Source organism: Georgenia sp. X1117 (genome assembly GCF_057784635.1).
Genome location: NZ_CM173492.1, coordinates 1,262,760 through 1,282,297 on the forward strand (window position 1 = coordinate 1,262,760; position 19,538 = coordinate 1,282,297).

A 19,538-nucleotide genomic window follows, 5' to 3' on the forward strand; every position below is an offset into this window, starting at 1 on the left:
CAAACCATAGTGAACACACGTTCATTTCGACGATGATGTCCTGCCCCGGAGGAGACCCCCATGCGCGCCTCAGCCCGCCCCCTGCGTGCCACGGCCGTCGCGGCCGCCGTCCTGCTCGCGCTCACCGCGTGCGGCAGCGGGGAGAGCGTCGACACCGACGGCGAGGCCGGGTCCGACGGCGCGCCCGCCGGCGAGCAGCTCGTCGCCGCCATCGCCGGCGAGCCCGACCAGCTCGACCCCCACTCGACGACCTCCTACTTCTCCTTCCAGATCCTGGAGAACGTGTTCGACACCCTCGTCGAGCCGGACGAGAACCTGGAGATGCAGCCCGCGCTCGCCGAGTCCTGGGAGACCTCCGAGGACCAGCTGACCTGGACCTTCACCCTCCGTGACGACGTGACCTGGCACGACGGCTCCGAGTTCACGGCCGACGACGTGGCCTACTCGTTCAACCGGATCATCGACGAGGAACTGGCCGCATCCTGGCGCTTCGCCGCCGTCGAGTCCGTCACCGCCGTCGACGACCTCACCGTCGAGATCCAGGTCTCCGCCCCCACGCCCAACCTCCTGGCCAGCATCGGCGGCTACAAGGGCGTGGCCATCGTCCAGGAGGAGAACGCCAGCTCCGGTGACATCGCGACCGACCCGATCGGCACCGGACCCTTCGTCTTCGAGACCTACTCCTCCGGTCAGCGCGTCGAGCTGAGCGCCAACCCCGACTACTTCGGGGGTGCGCCGGAGATCGGCGCGGTGGAGTTCCAGTTCATCGCCGAGGCCTCCACCGCGCTGGCCGCCCTGCGCTCGGGCGAGATCCACTGGACCGACAACGTGCCCCCGCAGCAGGCCGAGTCCCTGGCCGGCGAGGACGGGATCGAGCTCGGTCAGGTCGGCTCGAACGACTACTGGTACCTCGCGCTCAACCAGGCCAACGCACCCTGGGACCAGGTCGAGGCCCGCCAGGCGATCGCCTACGCCATCGACCGGGAGGCGATCACCGAGGCGACGATGTTCGGGGCGGCCACCGTCAACCAGACCGCGATCCCCGAGTCCTCGAGCTGGTTCACGGAGTACACGACCTACAGCCACGACCCGGACCGCTCGCTCGAGCTCTTCGACGAGATCGGGGTCGCCCCCTCGACGCTGACGATCGACCTCATGGTCACCTCGGAGTACCCCGAGACCGTGACCGCGGCCCAGATCATCTCCAGCCAGCTCGACGAGATCGGCATCTCGACGACGATCAACACCCTCGACTTCGGCACCTGGCTCGCCGAGCAGACCGACGGCAACTTCGACATGCTCATGCTCGGCTGGCTCGGCAACATCGACCCCGACGACTTCTACTACAGCCAGCACCACACCGAGGGGGCGAACAACCACCAGGGCAACGCCGACCCCGAGCTCGACGAGCTCCTCGAGGCCGGCCGCACCGAGACCGACCAGGCCGCGCGCGAGGAGATCTACGACGAGATCGCCACCCGGGTGGCGGACACCGCCAGCTACATCTACCTCTACAACCCCGACGTGGTGCAGGCCTGGTCCGAGGACGTGTCCGGGTACACCGCCCTGCCCGACCGGGCGATCCGCTTCCGCGACGTGACGATCGACGACTGACCGGCCGACCCGTGGCACGCCTCGTCCTCACCCGCATCGGCCACTCGCTGGTCGTCCTGCTCGGGGTCACGGTGGTGGTCTTCGCGATCGTCCACCTCGTGCCGGGCGACCCCGTGCGGATCGCGATGGGGACCCGGTTCGACCCCGACACCTACGAGGCCCTGCGGGAGCGGGCCGGGCTGGACCGGCCGCTCGTCGAGCAGTACTTCACCTACGTCGGGCGGGCGATCACCGGTGACCTCGGAGTGAGCTTCCGCTCCGGGCAGCCGGTGACCGACATCCTCGCCGAGCGGCTGCCGGCGACGGTCTCGCTCGCCGGGGTCGGCATCGTCATCGCCCTGCTCGTCTCCCTGCCCCTGGGCGTCTACACGGCCACCCACCACGGGTCGTTCGCCGACTCGATCACCCGGGCGGTCAGCCAGCTCGGCGTCTCGCTGCCGAACTTCTTCCTCGCCACCCTGCTCATCCTGCTGTTCTCGACCCAGCTCGGGTGGCTGCCGCCCTCGGGGTACACCTCGATCACCGAGGACCCGCTGGACTGGCTGAGCCACGTCATCATGCCGGCGCTGACCGTCGGCGTCGTCGCCGGGGCGATCCTCACCCGGTACGTGCGCTCCTCGGTGCTCGAGGTCCTGGCGATGGACCACGTGCGCACCGCGGAGTCCAAGGGGCTGCGGCGCCGGACGATCCTGTCCTGGCACGTCGTGCGCAACGCCATGGTGCCGGTCGTGACGATCGTCGGCACGCAGGTCGCCGCCATCCTCGGCGGGGTCATCGTCGTCGAGTTCGTCTTCTCCTGGCCCGGGCTCGGCTACCTCGTCTACGACGCCGTCGAAGCGCGCGACTACCCGGTCGTCCAGGGCGCGGTGCTGCTCATCGCCACCTTCTTCCTCGTCGTCAACCTCCTCGTCGACCTCGCCTACACGGTGATCGACCCGCGGATCCGGGAGGACGCATGAGCATCGACGACCGCCCCGCGCCCCTGGCCGCGGCCGAGGGCACGCCCGTCTGGCGGCGGACCCTGGGGCGGCTGCTCCGCCGCCCGGTGGCCGCGATCTCGCTCGGCTTCCTGCTCGTCGTCGTCCTCCTCGCGCTCTTCGGGGAGGCGATCGCGCCGCAGGGCATCAACGAGGTCGACACGGCCGCCATGCTGCAGCCGCCGAGCCTGGCCCACCCCTTCGGCACCGACGAGGTGGGGCGGGACATCCTCTCGAGGATCATCCTCGCGGCCGAGGTGTCGGTGCAGGTCTCGCTCGCCTCCGTCTCGATCGCCCTGGTCGCGGGCGTGGCCCTCGGGCTCGTCTCCGGCTTCTTCCGCGGCATCCTCGACACCGTCATCATGCGGATCACCGACGTGATGTTCGCCTTCCCTGAGATGCTGCTCGCGATGGCGGTCGTCGCCATCATGGGCAAGGGCACCACCAGCGTGACCATCGCGATCGCCGTGGTCTACACCCCGATCTTCGCCCGCGTCACCCGCGCCTCTGCGCTGTCGGTCCGCACCGAGACCTACGTCAGCGCCTCGAGGTCGCTGGGGGCCGGCCCGATGCGCCTCATGCTCGGGCACGTCCTGCCGAACTCGGTGGCGCCGATCATCGTCCAGACCTCCCTCTCGCTGGCCTTCGCCATCCTGTCCGAGGCGGCGCTCAGCTTCCTCGGGCTCGGCGTTCAGCAGCCCACGCCCAGCTGGGGCGGCATGCTCAACGTCGCCCGCGAGTTCCCGCAGCAGTGGTGGATGGCCGTCTTCCCCGGCATGGCCGTCTTCCTCACCGTGCTGTCCTTCAACCTGCTGGGCGACGCCCTGCGCGACGTCCTCGACGTGCGCGGCACCGCCGGTGAGGAGCGCCGATGACCACCGTCCCCGCCCTCGACGTCAGGGGGTTGCACGTCTCCATCGGTGACGCGCGCATCGTCCGCGACGTCTCCTGGTCGGTCGAGCGCGGCCAGACCCTGGGCATCGTCGGGGAGTCCGGCTCGGGGAAGTCGATGTCCGTGCTCGCCGCGACCGGGCTGATGGACGCCGGGCGCGCGCGGGTGACGGGCCAGGCCCTGCTCGGGCCGCAGGCCGGGTCGGGTTCTGGGTCGGGCTCGGGGCCCGGGTCCGGGTCCGGGTCTGGGGCCGACGACGACGCCGCACCGCGCTCCGCGGCGGGTGACGCCGCGGCGGCCGGAGCGGCGGACCTGCTGACGATGTCCGCCGAGCAGCGCCGGCGCGTGCGCGGGCGGCGCATCGGCTTCGTCTTCCAGGACCCGGCGACCTCGCTGAACCCGCTGCTCGACGTCGAGCGGCAGCTCACCGAGGGGACGATGGAGCACCTGGGGCTCACCCGGCGGGCCGCCCGCACCCGGGCGCTCGAGCTGCTCGAGCTCGTCGGCATCCCCGACCCGCAGCGACGCCTGTCCGCCTTCCCGCACCAGCTCTCCGGGGGCATGCGGCAGCGGGTGATGATCGCGATCGCGCTCGCCTGCGACCCGGACCTGCTCATCGCCGACGAGGCCACCACGGCCCTCGACGTCACCGTCCAGGCCCAGATCCTCGACGCCGTGCGGGACCTGCGCGACCGGTTGGGCACCGCGGTGGTGTGGATCAGCCACGACCTCGCCGTCGTCGGGGCCATCGCCGACGAGGTGGTGGTGATGTACGGCGGGGAGGTCGTCGAGCAGGCCGAGACGATCGAGCTGTTCCAGGCCACCGCGCACCCCTACACGCGGCGGCTGTTCGAGTCCCGTCCCCGGCTCGGCTCCGACGGTTCGGCGCTGACGACGATCCCGGGCGCCCCGCCCGACCCGCGCGAGGTGCCGCCGGGCTGCGTGTTCTGGGACCGGTGCGCCGAGCGGGGCGACGCCCGCTGCGAGTCCAGCCACCCCGAGCTGGTCGAGGTCTCCCCCGGGCACCTGGCCCGCTCCTGGTACGCCGGCGCGGCCGCCGGGCAGCGGGCCGGTGCCGGCGACGAGGGTGCGTCCAGCGCCGCCGCGGCCGGTGGAGCCAGTGGGGCCGCCGCGGCGCCGACCCGGGAGGAGGCCCGATGAGCGAGGACGCGCCCCTGCTCGAGGTCTCCGACCTCGTCGTCCGCTTCCCTGTGCGCGGATCGCGCACGGCGAAGGTGCACGCCGTCGAGGGGGTCTCGCTGACGATCCGCGCCGGCGAGACCCTCGGGCTCGTCGGCGAGTCGGGCTCGGGGAAGTCGACCGTGGGCAACGCGATCATGCGCCTGGTCCCGGCGACGTCGGGGGCGGTGCGGCTCGAGGGCCGCGACGTGCTCGCCGCGAGCGGCGCCCGGCTCAAGGAGCTGCGCCGCGACGTCGCCATGGTCTTCCAGGACCCGCGCGCCGCGCTCGACCCGCGCTGCACCGTGGCGACCTCGGTGGCCGAGCCCCTGCGCATCCACCGCATCGGCGACCGCAGGGACCGGGCCCGCCGGGTCGGCGAGCTGCTCGACCTCGTCGGCCTGCCCGCGCGGTTCGCCGACCGCTACCCGCACGAGCTCTCCGGCGGGCAGCGGCAGCGCGTGTGCATCGCGCGGGCCCTGGCCTCCGGGCCGAGGTTGCTCGTCCTCGACGAGGCCACCGCCTCCCTCGACGTCTCCGTCCAGGCGCAGGTGATGAACCTGCTCAAGGAGCTGCAGGCCGAGCTCGGGCTCGGGTACCTGTTCATCAGCCACGACCTCGCCTCGGTCGAGCACATGTCCGACGACGTGCTGGTGATGTACCTCGGCCGGGCGATGGAGTCGGCGTCCGCCGCCGCGCTGTACGGCCGGGCCGGGCACCCCTACACGCAGGCGCTGATGTCGGCGGTCCCGCTCGAGGACCCCGTCGCCGAGCGGGAGCGGCGCCGGATCATCCTCGCCGGCGACGTCCCCTCCCCGATCGACCCGCCGTCGGGGTGCGTGTTCCGCACCCGCTGCCCGATCGCCGTCGAGCAGTGCGCCGAGGAGGTGCCCGGGCCGGTCAAGCTGGGCGAGCGGCAGACGTCGTGGTGCGTGCGGGCCGGGGAGCGCGTCGTCGATGTGGCCGGCGACCTGTCGGCCGCGGGCTGAGCCGGCCGCGGGCCGAGCGATGCGGCGGGCGGAAGCGGTCGCATTATTCGCCTGCGCCCGCCCCTCACCGCCGCCCTACGCTGGGGCGATGACCGCGGAGCACACGCCCGAGCCCACCGACCGCCCCGACGACGGCGCGCGCCGGCCCACCGCCGTCGATGCGCTCGCGGAGCGCTTCCTCACCGAGTCGATCGCCCTGGACCCGACCGAGGCGACCGACATGGGCCTGCCGGGCCACGAGCACGAGTGGCCGGACCTGTCCCCCGACGGCGTCGCCGCCCGCGCGGACCTGCGGCGCCGCACGCTCGCGGAGCTCGCCTCCCTCACCGCGGCCGACGACGTCGACGCCGTGACCGTGGACGCGATGAACGAGCGCCTCGGCCTCGACGTCGAGCTGCACGAGGCCGGCGAGGACCTCGCCCCGCTCGACAACATCGCCTCGCCCGTGCAGTACCTGCGCGACACCTTCGACCTCATGGCCACCGACACCACCGAGCACTGGGAGTGGATCGCCGAGCGGCTGCACGCGCTGCCCGAGGCCGTGGCCGGCTACACCGCCTCGCTGCGCGCCCAGGCCGCCTCCGGGCGCCGGCTGACCGAGCGCCAGGTGCGCGTCGGCGTCGAGCAGGCCCGCCGCACCGCCGACGCCGACTCCTTCTTCACCACTTTCGCCGCCGGCGCCCGGCCCGACGGCGCCGAGCCCTCCCCCGAGCTCGCCCGCGCACTGACCCACGGCGCCCAGGCGGCACGCGCCGCCTACGCCGAGCTGGCCGACGTCATCGCCGGGCTGGGGGCCGACGCGGTCGCGGGCGACGCCGTCGGGCGGGAGCGCTACCAGCTCCACTCGCGGCGCTTCCTCGGCGCCGAGGTCGACCTCGAGGAGACCTACGCCTGGGGACTGGAGGAGGTCGCCCGGCTCACGGCCGAGCAGGAGGCGGTGGCCGCCGAGCTGTACGGGCCGCGCACCACCCCGACCGAGGCGATGGCCCGCCTCGACGCCGACCCCGCCCGCACGCTGCACGGCACCGAGGCGCTGCAGCGGTGGATGCAGGAGACCTCGGACCGGGCCCTCACCGAGCTCGCCGAGGCGTACTTCGACATCCCCGCGCCCGTGCGCCGCCTCGAGTGCCGCATCGCCCCGACCCAGACCGGCGGCATCTACTACACCGGTCCCAGCGCGGACTTCTCCCGGCCGGGCCGCATGTGGTGGTCCGTTCCCGCGGGCGTCACCGAGTTCGGCACCTGGCGCGAGCTGACCACCGTCTACCACGAGGGCGTGCCCGGGCATCACCTACAGATCGGCCAGACCGCCTACCGCTCGGCCCTGCTCAACACCTACCGGAGGATGGGCGTGTGGGTCTCCGGCCACGGCGAGGGCTGGGCGCTGTACGCCGAGCGACTGATGGAACAGCTCGGCTACCTCGACGACCCGGGCGACCGGATGGGCATGCTCGACGGCCAGCGCCTGCGCGCCGCCCGCGTGGTCATCGACATCGGCGTGCACCTGGGCCTCCCGCTGCCCGCCGACCTCGGCACCGGGACGTGGGACGCCGAGGCCGCCTGGCCCTACCTGCAGGAGAACGCCAACGCGGCGGACGAGATGAACGCCTTCGAGCTCGACCGCTACATGACGTGGCCGGGGCAGGCGCCGAGCTACAAGGTCGGCCAGCGGATCTGGGAGCAGATCCGCGACGACGCCGCCGCGCGCGAGGGTGCCGACTTCGACCTCAGGGCGTTCCACCGACGGGCCCTCGACGTCGGCTCGGTCGGCCTGGACACGCTGCGCCGCGCGCTGTCCTGACCGGTCGCCCTCCCGCGGTCGGCGAGCGTGCGGTCGGTGGCCGTCGGACATGCGGCCGGCAGCGGCACCGTTAGCCTCGCCAGGTGATCCGCCTGCTGCTCGCCTCCGCCTCGCCCGCCCGCACCAGCACCCTGAGCGCCGCGGGCATCGTCCACGACGTGCGGGTCTCCGACGTCGACGAGCCCGCCGTGCTGGCCGAGCAGGCCCGTACGGCGGCGGACGGGGCGCCCGCACCCACCCCCGCGGACCAGGTCCTCGCCCTCGCCCGGGCCAAGGCTGAGGACGTCGCCGCGCGGGTGACGTCGACGGGCCGGACCCTCGTGCTTGGCTGCGACTCGATGCTCGAGGCCGACCTCGGCGACGGCGTCGAGGTCGTCGGCAAGCCGCACGACCCGGCCACCGCCACCCACCGGTGGCGCGCCATGCGCGGCCGCACCGGCGTCCTCCACACCGGGCACTGGCTCGTCGACGTCGACCCCGCCGGGGCGACCGGCCCCGCGGCGAGCCCCCGCCCCGGGGGCGACGGGATCCCCGAGGCGAGCCCCGCCGTCGGGGACGTGTCCTCGGCCGTCATCCACTTCGCGAACCTCACCGACGCCGAGATCGACGCCTACGTCGCCTCCGGGGAGCCGCTGCGCGTGGCCGGCGGGTTCACGCTCGACGGGCTCGGCGGACCGTTCGTCGACCGCATCGAGGGTGACCACCACGGCGTCGTCGGCATCTCGCTGCCGCTCCTGCGCGACCTGCTCGGGCAGCGCGGCGTCGCCGTCACCGAGCTGTGGGGCTGAGCAGGCGGAGCGGCGACCGGTAGATCGCGCATGACGTCACACCGCCGGTCGTTGGGCGCCGGCTGGTGATCCGGCTAACGTAGCGGGGCAACGCGCGCGCACACCGGCGTCCGCGCTCCCACCGGCAGCTTGGAGAGGCATGGCGAACGAAGGGCCCTACCCGCTCCCGCGCAAGGTGCTCGTCGCCAACCGGGGTGAGATCGCCGTCCGGGTGATCCGCGCCTGCCGCGACGCGGGTATCGCCACCGTCGCCGTCTACGCGGACCAGGACCGCGAGGCGCAGCACGTCCTGCTCGCCGACGAGGCCTACGCCCTCGCCGGCACCCGCGCCGCCGAGACCTACCTCGACGCCGCCAAGGTCCTCGACGCCGTGCGCCGCTCCGGCGCCGACGCCGTGCACCCCGGCTACGGCTTCCTCTCCGAGGACGCCGAGTTCGCCCGGGCCGTCACCGACGCCGGCGTCCTGTGGATCGGCCCCCCGCCGGCCGCCATCGAGTCACTCGGCGACAAGGTCACCGCCCGCCGCATCGCCCAGTCCGTCGGGGCACCCCTGGTCCCCGGCACCAAGGACCCCGTCGCCGGCGCAGACGAGGTCCTCGCCTTCGCCGCCGAGCACGGCTACCCCGTCGCCATCAAGGCGGCCTTCGGCGGCGGCGGCCGCGGCCTGCGCGTGGCCCGTGGCGAGTCCGAGGTCGTCGACCAGTACGAGTCCGCCGTCCGCGAGGCCCAGGCGGCCTTCGGGCGCGGCGAGTGCTTCGTCGAGCGCTTCCTCGACCGCCCCCGGCACGTGGAGACGCAGTGCCTGGCCGACGCCCACGGCGGCGTCGTCGTGGTCTCCACCCGCGACTGCTCGCTGCAGCGCCGCCACCAGAAGCTCGTCGAGGAGGCGCCCGCGCCATTCCTGTCGAAGGAGCAGCACGCCCGCCTCGTCGAGGCCTCGACGGCGATCCTGCGCGAGGCCGGCTACGTCGGCGCCGGGACCTGCGAGTTCCTGCTCGGCGTCGACGGCACGATCTCCTTCCTCGAGGTCAACACCCGCCTGCAGGTCGAGCACCCCGTCACCGAGGAGATCAGCGGGATCGACCTCGTGCGCGAGCAGCTGCGCCTGGCCGCCGGCGAGCCGCTGGGCTACACCGAGGTCCCGCTGCGCGGGCACTCCATCGAGCTGCGGATCAACGGCGAGGACCCCGCCTCGGGCTTCATGCCCGCGCCGGGCACCGTCACCGAGCTGCGCTGGCCCTCCGGCCCGGGCGTGCGGGTCGACTCCGGCGTGATCGCCGGCGACGAGATCTCCGGCGCGTTCGACTCCATGCTGGCCAAGATCATCGTCACCGGGGCCACCCGCGAGCAGGCCGTCCAGCGGGCGCTGCGTGCACTGCGCGAGACGCACGTCGCGGGCGTGCCCACGGTCCTGCCCTTCCACGCCTCGGTGCTCGCCCACCCCGACTTCGTCGCCGAGGGGGGCAAGGACGCCTTCCGCGTGCACACCACGTGGATCGAGAACGACTACGCCGAGGAGCTCGCCGGCCTGCCCAGCACGCGGCCCGCGCCCGCGCCGGCCGACGACCCCGCCCCCGAGCCCGCGCCCACCGAGCGGGTCGTCGTCGAGGTCGGCGGCAAGCGCCTCGAGGTCGTCATCCCCGCGGGCCTGGGCATCACGCAGCAGAAGTTCGGAAGGGGCCCGGTCCGCCGGCCGCTGCGCCGCTCGGGCAGCTCGCGCGGTTCGGGCGGGACCGGCGCCAACGGCGGCGGCAACGCGCTGACCGCCCCCATGCAGGGCACCATCATCAAGTTCGCCGTGGCCGAGGGCGACGTCGTCGAGGTCGGCCAGACCGTCGTCGTCCTCGAGGCGATGAAGATGGAGCAGCCGCTGGCCGCCCACCGTGCCGGCAAGGTGACCGGGCTCAGCGCGAGCCCCGGGACCACCGTCTCCGCCGGCACCGTCATCTGCCAGATCGTCGACGCCGACGACGCACCGCCCACCGCGCCCGCCGACGTCCCCCTCCCGCCCGCCACGTGACCGGCAGCGCCGGGCCGCCCGCCGACCGGCGGCCCGCCCGGCAGCCCGGGGACGGGTGGGTCGAGTGCCGCTGCGGCGCCCGCCACTGGGGGCTCAACGGGGCCGCGGGGCTGCTGGCCTGGCGGCTCGCCGACGGCGAGGTCGAGGTCGCCCTCCAGCACCGGGCCGCCTGGTCCCACCACGGCGGGACCTGGGGCGTCCCCGGCGGGGCGATCGCCGACGGCGAGAGTGCCGTCGAGGGCGGTCTGCGCGAGGCCGCCGAGGAGTCCGGGCTCGCCGCCGGGCAGCTGCGGCTGCACGCCGGCCGCGTGCTCACCCACCCCGACTGGTCCTACACGACCCTGGTGGCCCGGGCCGACGACGACGCCGTCGTCCGCGCGACCGACGCCGAGTCGCTGGAGGTGCGGTGGGTCCCGCGCTCCGAGCTCGTCTCGGGCACCCTCCCGCTGCTGCCGGCCTTCGCCGACTCGCTCGACGAGCTGACCGCGATGCTCGGCCGGGTCGTCCTCGTGGTCGACTCGGCCAACGTCGTCGGATCTGTGCCCGACGGCTGGTGGCGCGACCGCGCCGGCGCCACCGAGCGGCTGCGCGACTCGCTGGCCGGGCTGGCCGTGTCGGGCCTCGACGCCGCCGACCTCGGCCTGCCGGGCACCCGGTGGTTCCCGGAGATCCATCTCGTCGCCGAGGGGGCGGCCCGCGGGGTGGGCTCGAGCGCGACCGTCACCGTCCACGACGCCCCGGGCGAGGGCGACGACGCGATCGTGGCCCTGGTCCGCGAGCTGGCCGGTGCGCAGGACAGGGGCGGCGCGGCCGCCGACGCCGGGATCGAGGGGGCCACCGTCCCGGGACGCGGAAGGCTCGCGCCGGGCTTCGTGCGCGTCGTCGTCGCGACCGCCGACCGGGCGCTGGCCAGGCGGTGCGAGGCGCTGGGCGCCGTCGTCGTCGGGCCGCGGACCGTGCGCCCGTCCTCGTGAGCTCCTGACCTCCTGCCCTCCTGCCCTCGTCGAGCTCGTGCTCGCCCCCGCGAGTGCGTGCTCGGGCAGGCCCGCACTCAGCACCGCCGGCACGAACTCAGCGAGGTGGGGTCCCTACCCGGGGTGACGAGCGTTCCCGAGCCCCATCTCCTCGTGGGTGCAGTCTGCACCCACGGGCGGTACGATGAGCCCATGGCGAAGATCGTGCATGTCCGCGACGTGCCCGACGACGTCCACGCCGCGCTGACCCGCGCCGCCCGCACGGAGGGACTCTCGCTCACCCGGTACCTGCACCGCGAGCTCGCGAGCCTCGCCCGGCGCCAGGAGGTGGCAGCGCAGAACGCCGCGACGATCCGCCAGGTCCAGGACCAGGTCGGGTCCCCGGTCGGCCGCGAGGAGATCCTCGCCGCGGTCCGTGAAGGACGCGGCGATTGAGGATCGTCGACGCCGGCGTGGTCGTCGGGCTGCTCGTCGGCGGCATCGACCACGAACGACTGGGCGACGACGAGCTCGGAGCACCGCACCTCATCGACAGCGAGGTGACGCACGCCCTGCACGGACTTGTCCGGCGATCGGCTCTCAGCGAGGACCAGGGCGGCGTCGCGCTGCGCGGGTTCATGGCACTGACGCTCACGCGGTTCCCCGTCACGGCGCTCCGAGGGCGCATGTGGGAGCTGCGGCACAACCTCAGCGGCTACGACGCGACGTACGTCGCCCTCACCGAGGCGACCGGCGCCACCGACCTGGTGACGACCGACGCCCGCCTCGCACGCGCCCCGGGCCCGAGGTGCCGCATCGAGCTGATCTGACCCGTCGTCGGGCCACTCCCACCTGCCCCCGTCGAATGCGTGCTCGACCCCGCGAGTGCGTGCACGGGCAGGCCCGCACTCAGCACCGCCGGCACGAACTCAGCGAGCTGGGCTCCCTGCGCGGGGTGACGAGCGACGCCGGACGCGCGCGCCGCCGTCGTCGGCCCGCGAACTACCCTGGCCCCATGACCTCCCGCACCGCCTGGGGCCACGGCCTGGCCACCCGCACCGCATCCGGCGAGACGCTCGACGTCTGGTACCCCTCCCCCGCGCTCGGCGCACCGCCGGCCGACACCGACCCCGAGGCGCTCGCCCGGCTCGCCGAGGCCGCGCGCACCGACGACGTCCGCGGCGTCGTCGTCGAGGTCGTCACCACCACGGTCGACCTCGACACCCCGCCGACCGACGTCGCCGACGGCTACCTGCGCCTGCACCTGCTCAGCCACCGCCTCGCCGCCCCCCGCTCGATCAACCTCGAGGGCCTCTTCGGCGTGCTGCCGATCGTCGCCTTCACCTCGCTCGGCCCGGTGCTGCCCGCCGATCTGCCCGCCGTCAAGGTGCGTGCCTCCGCAGCGGGGCTGCACCTCAGCGTCCAGCTCGTCGACAAGTTCCCGCGGATGGTCGACTACGTCGTCCCCTCGGGCGTGCGCATCGGCGACGCCGACCGCGTCCGGCTCGGCGCGCACCTGGCCGAGGGCACGACCGTCATGCACGAGGGCTTCGTCAACTTCAACGCCGGCACCCTGGGCCGCTCGATGGTCGAGGGGCGCATCTCCCAGGGCGTGCTCGTCGGGGACGGCTCCGACGTCGGCGGGGGCGCCTCGATCATGGGCACCCTGTCCGGCGGGGGCACCGAGCAGGTGACCATCGGCGAGCGCTCCCTGCTGGGCGCCAACGCCGGCGTGGGGATCTCGCTGGGCGACGACTGCGTCGTCGAGGCGGGCCTCTACGTCACCGCCGGCACCAAGGTCACGGTGCTGCCCGAGGAGAAGGTCGTCTCCGCCCGCGAGCTCTCCGGCGTGCCCGGCCTGCTCTTCCGCCGCCACTCGGTGACCGGCGCCGTCCAGGTCCTCACGCGCGAGGGGCACGGCGTCACGCTCAACGCCGCCCTGCACGCGTGACCCGGGCCGGCCGGCAGCGGTGAGCGACCAGGCACCGCGCCGCTCGGGGCTGTCCTGCCTCGGCGGCCTGCTCATCGTCCTTGTGGTGCTGGCCGTCCTGGTCGCCGGGGTCGTCGGGGTGCTCACCTGGGTCGTGCGCTCCCCCGCCGCCGGCACCTGCCGGGCCGAGGCCGGCGGCGACCTCGAGGCCTCCCTCGAGGGCGACCAGGCCGCCAACGCCGCACTCATGGTCGGGCTCGCCCAGCAGCGCGACCTGCCGATCCGCGCCACCACCGTGGCCATCTCGACGGCGATGCAGGAGTCCCGCCTGCGCAACATCGACTACGGGGACCGCGACTCGGTGGGGCTGTTCCAGCAGCGCACCTCGCAGGGCTGGGGCACGGTCGAGGAGATCATGGACCCCGTCTACTCGACGGGCCAGTTCTACGACGCGCTGGTCGAGATCGACGACTGGGAGTCGATGTCGATCAACGACGCCGCCCAGGCCGTCCAGCGCTCCGGCTTCCCCGACGCCTACGCCCAGCACGAGACGATGGCCCGCGCCTTCGCGGCGAACCTCGTCGGCCAGGTCGAGGGCGGCCTCGTCTGCCGCCTCGAGATGCCCGAGGCCGCCGAGGACGCCCCGGCCTCGCTCGCCACCACGACCGTCACCGACCTCGCCATGCGCGATCTCGGGCTGACCCCCGAGCGGGGCACGGCCGGCGTCCTCGTCATCGACGCCGCCGGCCTCCCCGCCGGGGCCGCGGCCGACGACGGCGGCACCGGGTCCGGGTGGGGCGTGGCCCACTGGGCCGTGGCCACCGCGGCGGAGACCGACGCCGTCGCCGTCGCCACCCACGAACGCGTGTGGCTGCGCTCGGAGGGCAACGACGCCGCCTGGGTGCCCCTCGACGAGGTCGGCTCGGAGCTCTCGCCGGTCGAGCAGGCCGTCGTCGACGCCGCCGCCGGGCTCGAGCCGGGGCAGGTCGCGGTCGGCTGACCGCCGGGCGGACCTCGTCGACCACCTCAGAACCGGTCCACGTAACCTGTCGGGACAGGTGCCAGCTCCACAGAGAGGTCGACGGATGACCGACAACCGGTACGTGCTCGGGATCGACAACGGAGGGACGGTCACCAAGGCGTGCCTGTACTCCGCGAGCGGGGAGCTCGTGGCCCACCACGGGGCCAAGGTGCAGACGCTGAGGCCCCACCCCCAGTGGACGGAGCGCGACGTCGACGCCCTGTGGCAGGCGAACGTCGATGCCATCCGCGGCTGCCTCGGGGCCGCCGCCGTCGACCCGGCGCAGATCGCCTCGATCTCGATCACGGGTCATGGCAACGGCCTGTACCTCGCGACGGCGGACGGCCGTCCCGCGCGCCCCGGCATCGTCTCCACCGACTCCCGCGCCCAGTCGATCGTGGACGGGTGGCTCGCCCGCGACGACTTCGACGAGCACGCCCGGGCGAAGACCCTCTCCACCACCTGGGCCGGTCAGCCCAACGCCCTCCTGCGGTGGCTCGACGAGAACGAGCCGGGGGCCTTCGAGGCCGCCGACTGGATCCTCATGGTCAAGGACTACATCCGCTTCCGACTGACCGGCGAGGTGGGCATGGAGCTCACCGACGCCTCGTTCATCTCCCTCATGGACGTGCCCTCACGCTCCTACGACCGCGAGCTCATGGCGTACTGGGGCATCGAGCGATGGTTCGACAAGCTGCCGCCGATACTGGGGTCCACGGACGTCGGCGGTCGCATCACGGCCGAGACCGCCGAGCTCACCGGCCTCGCCGAGGGCACCCCGGTGGCCGGGGGCTGCGCCGACGTCTCCGCCTCGGCGCTCGCCGCCGGCGTCGTCGAGGCGAACAAGGCGGCCGTCGTCACGGGCACGTGGAGCATCAACGAGTTCGTCTCCACCGAGCCGATCGCGGACACCGATGCGTGGTTGACCGCCGTGTACCCGGTTCCGGGCACCTTCATCATCCTCGACTCCAGCCCGAACGGCGTGGCCAACCTCGAGTGGTACCTGCGCGAGGTGGTCGGGGGCATCCTGCGGGGGTTCGCCGGCGTGGAGCCGGACGACGCGGCGATCCTCGAGACCTGCGAGCGGATGATCCGGGAGATCACGCCCGGCGAGGACGACCCGTTCTTCGTCCCGTTCATCAACGGGTCCGACGTCGTCCCCCACGGGCGCGCAGGCTTCATCGGCCTCGACGCGTACCACGACGTCCGCCACATGGTGCGGGCCGTGTACGAGGGCGTGGTCCTCATGCACCTGCACCACGTCACGCGCCTGCGCGACTACGCCCCGCTGCAGGACGCGATCACCTTCACCGGCGGCGCCTCCAACTCCGCGCTGTGGACGCAGATGTTCGCGGACGCGCTCGGCAGCCGGCTGGAGGTCGTCGACGCGCCGGAGGCCGGCACGCTCGGTGTGGCGGCCGTCGGCGCCGTCGCCGGCGGCATCTGGCCGGACGTGCGCACCGCGGTGGCACGCATGACGCGCGAACCGCGCGCCGTCGTCGAGCCGGATCCTGCCGCCACCGAGCTGTGGGCGAGGCGGTTCGCGCGCTTCACCGCCTACCTCGACACCCAGCGGTGACGGCCATGGATCTCGGACTGTCAGGCAAGCGCGCCCTCGTCACGGGCGGCGCCTCGGGGCTCGGCCGTGCGCTCGTGGAGGTCCTGCGCGCCGAGGGCGTGCAGGTGGCGTTCAACTACCGCAGCCGCACCGACGAGGCCGAGCAGATGGTGGCCGACCTCGGCGCCGACGGGACGGTGGCGCTGCCCGCCGACCTCGCCGACCGCGAGCAGGTCGCCACGCTCGTCCCGGCCGCGGTCGAGGCGCTCGGCGGGCTCGACATCCTCGTCAACAACGCCGGGATCTGGCTCTCGGGCTACGTCGGCGAGATCGACGACGACCACTGGGACAGGACCATGGACGTCAACCTGCGCGCCCCGGTCATGCTCTGCCAGCAGTTCGTCACCCATGCGCGCGAGACCGACCTTCCCTGGGGCAGCATCCTCAACATCTCCTCGCAGGCGGGCTTCCACGGCTCGACGACGGGGCACTCGCCGTACGCCGCGTCCAAGGCCGGGCTGTCGAACTTCACCGTGTCGCTCGCCCGCGAGCTCGGGAGCGCGCCGATCAACGCGAACAGCTTCCTCATCGGCATGATGCACTCGCCCATGTCCGCCGACGCCCTCGCGGCCCGCCCGGAGTACTACGCGAACCGGATCCCGCGCGGCCGGCCCGCGCAGCCGGCGGAGCTCGCGAGGATCGCGGCGTTCCTCGTCTCGCCCGTCGCGTCGTACATGACAGGCACGGCCGTGGACGTGACCGGCGGCATGCTCATGCGCTGACGGCGCGCGCCAGGGCTGGTCGGGCACGAGCCCGTCGACATCGATGCTCCCTGCTCGGGCTGCGCGACCGTGGACCGATGCGCGCACGGGGCCCCGATCCAGTACCGTCGGTAGGGACCGAGGCGTTCCTGCCTCGTTCGGAGCCACCCGGAAGTAGGCCCACCGTGACGGTGACCGACCTCACCCCCTCCCCCCACACCCGGCCCGACCGCCCCGCCCGCGGCGCGGGCGAGCGGTACGTCAGCTCGTTCACCACGCTCACGCGGTCCGTGAAGGACGCCGGCCTCATGCAGCGGGCGTACGGCTACTACTGGACCAAGTTCGCGATCCTCATGGCGTTGGGCGCGGGCCTCGTCGTGGCCTTCATCTTCATCGGTGACTCGTGGTGGCAGATGGGCATCGCGGCCGCGCTCGGCCTGCTCATGACCCAGACCGCGTTCATGGGGCACGACGCGGCACACCGCCAGATCTTCCGCTCCGGCCGGTGGAACACGTGGGCGGGCCTCGTGATGATCAACCTCGTCACCGGCATGGGGCACGGCTGGTGGAACAAGAAGCACAACAGGCACCACGCGGCGCCCAACCAGCTCGGCAAGGACCCGGACATCGATCCCGGACCGGTGATCTGGACGAACGAGGCGCTGCAGACGCGCAGGTCACGCCTGGGCCGCTGGTTCGCCAAGGTGCAGGCCTACACCTTCTTCCCCCTGCTCGCGTTCGAGGGGCTGAGCCTGCACGCCCAGGGCATCGCCCGCCTGTTCACCCGCAACAAGCTCGAGCACCGCTGGGTCGAGGCCTCCTTCATCGCGTTCCGGCTCGGGACGTACGTCGCGCTCGTCTTCCTCATCCTGCCGCCGGGCAAGGCCGTCGCGTTCATCGCCATCCAGATGGGCCTGTTCGGCGCCTACCTCGGGCTGTCGTTCGCGCCCAACCACGTCGGCATGCCGATCGTCGCCCGAGGCATGAAGGTCGACTTCCTCCAGCGCCAGGTCCTCATGAGCCGCAACATCACCGGCGGCAGGTGGGTCGACACGTTCATGGGCGGGCTGAACTTCCAGGTCGAGCACCACCTCTTCCCCTCGATGGCGCGCCCGAACCTGCGCAAGGTGGCCCCGATGGTGCGCGAGCACTGCCGCAGCCTCGGCGTGCGGTACACGGAGACGACGCTGTTCCAGTCGTACCGGGCCGTCACCGCGCACATCCATAGGGTCGGGCGCGGCGGTCTCGACGTCTGGGCCTGCCCGCTCGCGGGCCGGCTGCGCACGGCCTGAGCGACGCGCGGCCTGACACCGGCGTCGGGCTCGGATCCCGACAGAGAGCTGCTCACCCCTCGGAGTGAGAGGACAGACCGTCGCCGGGCGGCCGCTACCGCGTGAAGGCGCTCAGGCCGGTGATCGCGCGCCCGACGACGAGGGCGTTGATGTCGTCGGTGCCCTCGTAGGTGTAGATCCCCTCGGCGTCGGCGTGGAAGCGGGCGACGTCGGTGTCCAGCGTGATGCCGTTGCCGCCGCAGACCTCGCGGGCCAGGGCCACGGTCTCCCGCATCGACCGGCAGGTGTGCCGCTTGGCGAGCGCGGACTCGACCTCGTCGAAGATCCCCTCGTCCTGCCGCTGCGCGAGCCGCACGCAGATCCCCAGCGTGGCGGTGAGGTTGCCGAGCATGCGCGCGAGCTTCTCCTGGACGAGCTGGAACCCGCCGACCGGCCGGCCGAACTGCTCCCGGTCCAGGACGTAGCGGCGCGCGGCCTCCAGCGCGCCCGCCTGCACGCCCGCCGCGTGCCAGGCCACGCACGCGCGCATGCGCCGCAGCATCTCGCCGACGTCGGCGAAGGACTCGACCTGCTGCAGCCGTCGCTCCTCGGGCACCCGCACGCCGTCGAGGGTGATGTCGGCGTTGTTGACGATCCGCAGGGAGGTCTTGCGGCCGATCTTCTCCAGGGTGACTCCCTCGGCCTCGCGCGGGACGAGGAAGGCGCGCACCGGTCCGCGGTCGGGCTCGCGGGCGATGACGCAGAGCTGGTCGGCGTACGCGGCGGAGCCGATCCAGCGCTTGGCGCCGTCGAGGACCCACTCGTCACCCTCGCGCCGGGCGGTCGTGGCCAGGCCGCCGGCGACGTCGGAGCCATGCTCGGGCTCGGTCAGGGCGAAGACGCCGCGCATGCGGAAGGCGAGCACGTCGCCCAACCACCGCTCGACCTGCTCGGGCGAGCCGCCGACCTCGAGGTTGGTGCGGAACAGGGCGGCCTGCCCGTTGAACCAGGTCGCGAGCGAGGCGTCGTACCGGGCGAGCTCGAAGCTGCGGAAGCCCTGGAAGAGCCACCGCTCGGGCGCGCCGGCGAGCGCCTCGGGGGCCATGAACCCGCCCCGGGCGATCGGCTCCACCGCCTCGCCCGGGAACTCGCCGCGGTCCCAGTGGTCGCGGACCGCCTCGAGCGGGACGTGCTCGGCCACCGTCTCCCGCAGCCGGAGGATCTCGCCGCGCTCGGGTCCGGTCAGCAGGTCGGCGTACCGGTAGAGGTCGCTGTCGGGGTACAGAGGCTCCATCGCCCGTGTCCTTTCGGTGCGGTCGTGCGGGATGTCAGCGGTAGAAGCGGTACAGGCCGGTGAGCACGACGGCGGGCTTGGTACCGCCCTCGATCTCGATCGCGCCGTCGACGGTGATCTCGAGCCCGTCGCCGGCGACCTCCTTGACCTCGGCCACCTTCGCGACCATCCGGATCTTTGACCCGACGAGCACGGGGGCGGGGAAGCGGACCTTGTTCAGCCCGTAGTTGACCTTGGTGGTCACGCCGGTGACGTCGAGCAGCTCGCCCCACATGGGGATGACCAGCGAGAGCGTGAGGTAGCCGTGGGCGATCGGCCCGCCGAAGGGCCCCTCCTTGGCGCGCTCGGGGTCGGTGTGGATCCACTGGTGGTCGTCGGTCGCGTCGGCGAACGTGTCGACCTGGTCCTGGGTGACCTCCCGCCAGGCGGAGGTCCCCAGGTCGGTGCCGGCGAGCGAAAGGGCGTCGTCGAAGGAGACGGTGGTGGTCAT

At 73.4% G+C, this 19,538-nt stretch carries 17 protein-coding genes and 1 pseudogene; 16 read left to right on the forward strand and 2 right to left on the reverse strand.

The window, feature by feature from the left end; all coding sequences use genetic code 11:
* Window positions 1-60: 60 nt before the first annotated feature.
* The 16 genes and pseudogenes from AC3D3D_RS05620 (at window position 61) to AC3D3D_RS05695 (ending at window position 17,775) form a co-directional block, all read left to right on the forward strand.
* Window positions 61-1,614 (forward strand): ABC transporter substrate-binding protein, encoded by a 1,554-nt coding sequence (locus AC3D3D_RS05620; protein WP_463661138.1) that lies wholly within the window; start codon window positions 61-63, stop codon window positions 1,612-1,614.
* An 11-nt stretch (window positions 1,615-1,625) separates the two neighbouring features.
* Entirely contained in the window at window positions 1,626-2,573 is a 948-nt protein-coding gene (locus AC3D3D_RS05625; RefSeq protein WP_463661137.1) for an ABC transporter permease, read from the forward strand.
* A complete protein-coding gene (locus AC3D3D_RS05630) occupies window positions 2,570-3,466 on the forward strand; it encodes an ABC transporter permease (protein ID WP_463661136.1) in 897 nt (298 codons plus the stop codon). The genes AC3D3D_RS05625 and AC3D3D_RS05630 overlap by 4 nt, the downstream gene beginning before the upstream one ends.
* Window positions 3,463-4,527 (forward strand): annotated as a pseudogene (locus tag AC3D3D_RS05635) (ABC transporter ATP-binding protein); the annotation flags it as partial. The gene AC3D3D_RS05630 and the pseudogene AC3D3D_RS05635, both read left to right, overlap by 4 nt.
* Window positions 4,528-4,640: 113 nt before the next feature.
* Window positions 4,641-5,651, forward strand: a complete 1,011-nt coding sequence (locus AC3D3D_RS05640; RefSeq protein WP_463661135.1) for an ABC transporter ATP-binding protein — start codon at window positions 4,641-4,643, stop codon at window positions 5,649-5,651.
* An 88-nt stretch (window positions 5,652-5,739) separates the two neighbouring features.
* Window positions 5,740-7,452, forward strand: coding sequence for a DUF885 domain-containing protein (locus AC3D3D_RS05645; protein ID WP_463661134.1), 1,713 nt, complete (start codon window positions 5,740-5,742; stop codon window positions 7,450-7,452).
* Between the two features lie 83 nt (window positions 7,453-7,535).
* A complete protein-coding gene (locus AC3D3D_RS05650; RefSeq protein ID WP_463661133.1) occupies window positions 7,536-8,240 on the forward strand; it encodes a Maf family protein in 705 nt (234 codons plus the stop codon).
* Between the two features lie 139 nt (window positions 8,241-8,379).
* Complete coding sequence (locus AC3D3D_RS05655; protein ID WP_463661132.1) at window positions 8,380-10,260, forward strand: acetyl/propionyl/methylcrotonyl-CoA carboxylase subunit alpha; 1,881 nt, start codon at window positions 8,380-8,382, stop codon at window positions 10,258-10,260.
* Window positions 10,257-11,234 (forward strand): NUDIX domain-containing protein, encoded by a 978-nt coding sequence (locus tag AC3D3D_RS05660; protein WP_463661131.1) that lies wholly within the window; start codon window positions 10,257-10,259, stop codon window positions 11,232-11,234. Before AC3D3D_RS05655 ends, AC3D3D_RS05660 begins: the two co-directional genes overlap by 4 nt.
* A 192-nt stretch (window positions 11,235-11,426) precedes the next feature.
* Entirely contained in the window at window positions 11,427-11,669 is a 243-nt protein-coding gene (locus tag AC3D3D_RS05665; RefSeq protein WP_463661130.1) for a hypothetical protein, read from the forward strand.
* Entirely contained in the window at window positions 11,666-12,043 is a 378-nt protein-coding gene (locus tag AC3D3D_RS05670) for a type II toxin-antitoxin system VapC family toxin (protein ID WP_463661129.1), read from the forward strand. The genes AC3D3D_RS05665 and AC3D3D_RS05670 overlap by 4 nt, the downstream gene beginning before the upstream one ends.
* Before the next feature lie 185 nt (window positions 12,044-12,228).
* Window positions 12,229-13,164, forward strand: a complete 936-nt coding sequence (gene dapD / locus AC3D3D_RS05675; protein WP_463661128.1) for a 2,3,4,5-tetrahydropyridine-2,6-dicarboxylate N-succinyltransferase — start codon at window positions 12,229-12,231, stop codon at window positions 13,162-13,164.
* A 19-nt stretch (window positions 13,165-13,183) separates the two neighbouring features.
* On the forward strand, window positions 13,184-14,143 hold the full coding sequence (locus AC3D3D_RS05680) for a hypothetical protein (RefSeq protein WP_463661127.1): 960 nt from the start codon (window positions 13,184-13,186) through the stop codon (window positions 14,141-14,143).
* Window positions 14,144-14,228: 85 nt separating this feature from the next.
* On the forward strand, window positions 14,229-15,743 hold the full coding sequence (locus tag AC3D3D_RS05685; protein WP_463661126.1) for an FGGY-family carbohydrate kinase: 1,515 nt from the start codon (window positions 14,229-14,231) through the stop codon (window positions 15,741-15,743).
* A gap of 5 nt (window positions 15,744-15,748) precedes the next feature.
* Entirely contained in the window at window positions 15,749-16,504 is a 756-nt protein-coding gene (locus AC3D3D_RS05690) for an SDR family NAD(P)-dependent oxidoreductase (RefSeq protein ID WP_463661125.1), read from the forward strand.
* A gap of 164 nt (window positions 16,505-16,668) precedes the next feature.
* On the forward strand, window positions 16,669-17,775 hold the full coding sequence (locus AC3D3D_RS05695; protein WP_463661124.1) for a fatty acid desaturase family protein: 1,107 nt from the start codon (window positions 16,669-16,671) through the stop codon (window positions 17,773-17,775).
* Window positions 17,776-17,869: 94 nt separating this feature from the next.
* Here AC3D3D_RS05695 and AC3D3D_RS05700 read toward each other — a convergent pair whose 3' ends face one another.
* Together AC3D3D_RS05700 and AC3D3D_RS05705 are read right to left on the reverse strand one after the other, a co-directional pair.
* The gene (locus tag AC3D3D_RS05700) at window positions 17,870-19,048 is read right to left on the reverse strand and encodes an acyl-CoA dehydrogenase family protein (RefSeq protein ID WP_463661123.1); all 1,179 of its coding nucleotides are present in this window, start codon (window positions 19,046-19,048) and stop codon (window positions 17,870-17,872) included.
* 34 nt (window positions 19,049-19,082) lie between these two features.
* Window positions 19,083-19,538 (reverse strand): MaoC family dehydratase, encoded by a 456-nt coding sequence (locus AC3D3D_RS05705; protein ID WP_463661122.1) that lies wholly within the window; start codon window positions 19,536-19,538, stop codon window positions 19,083-19,085.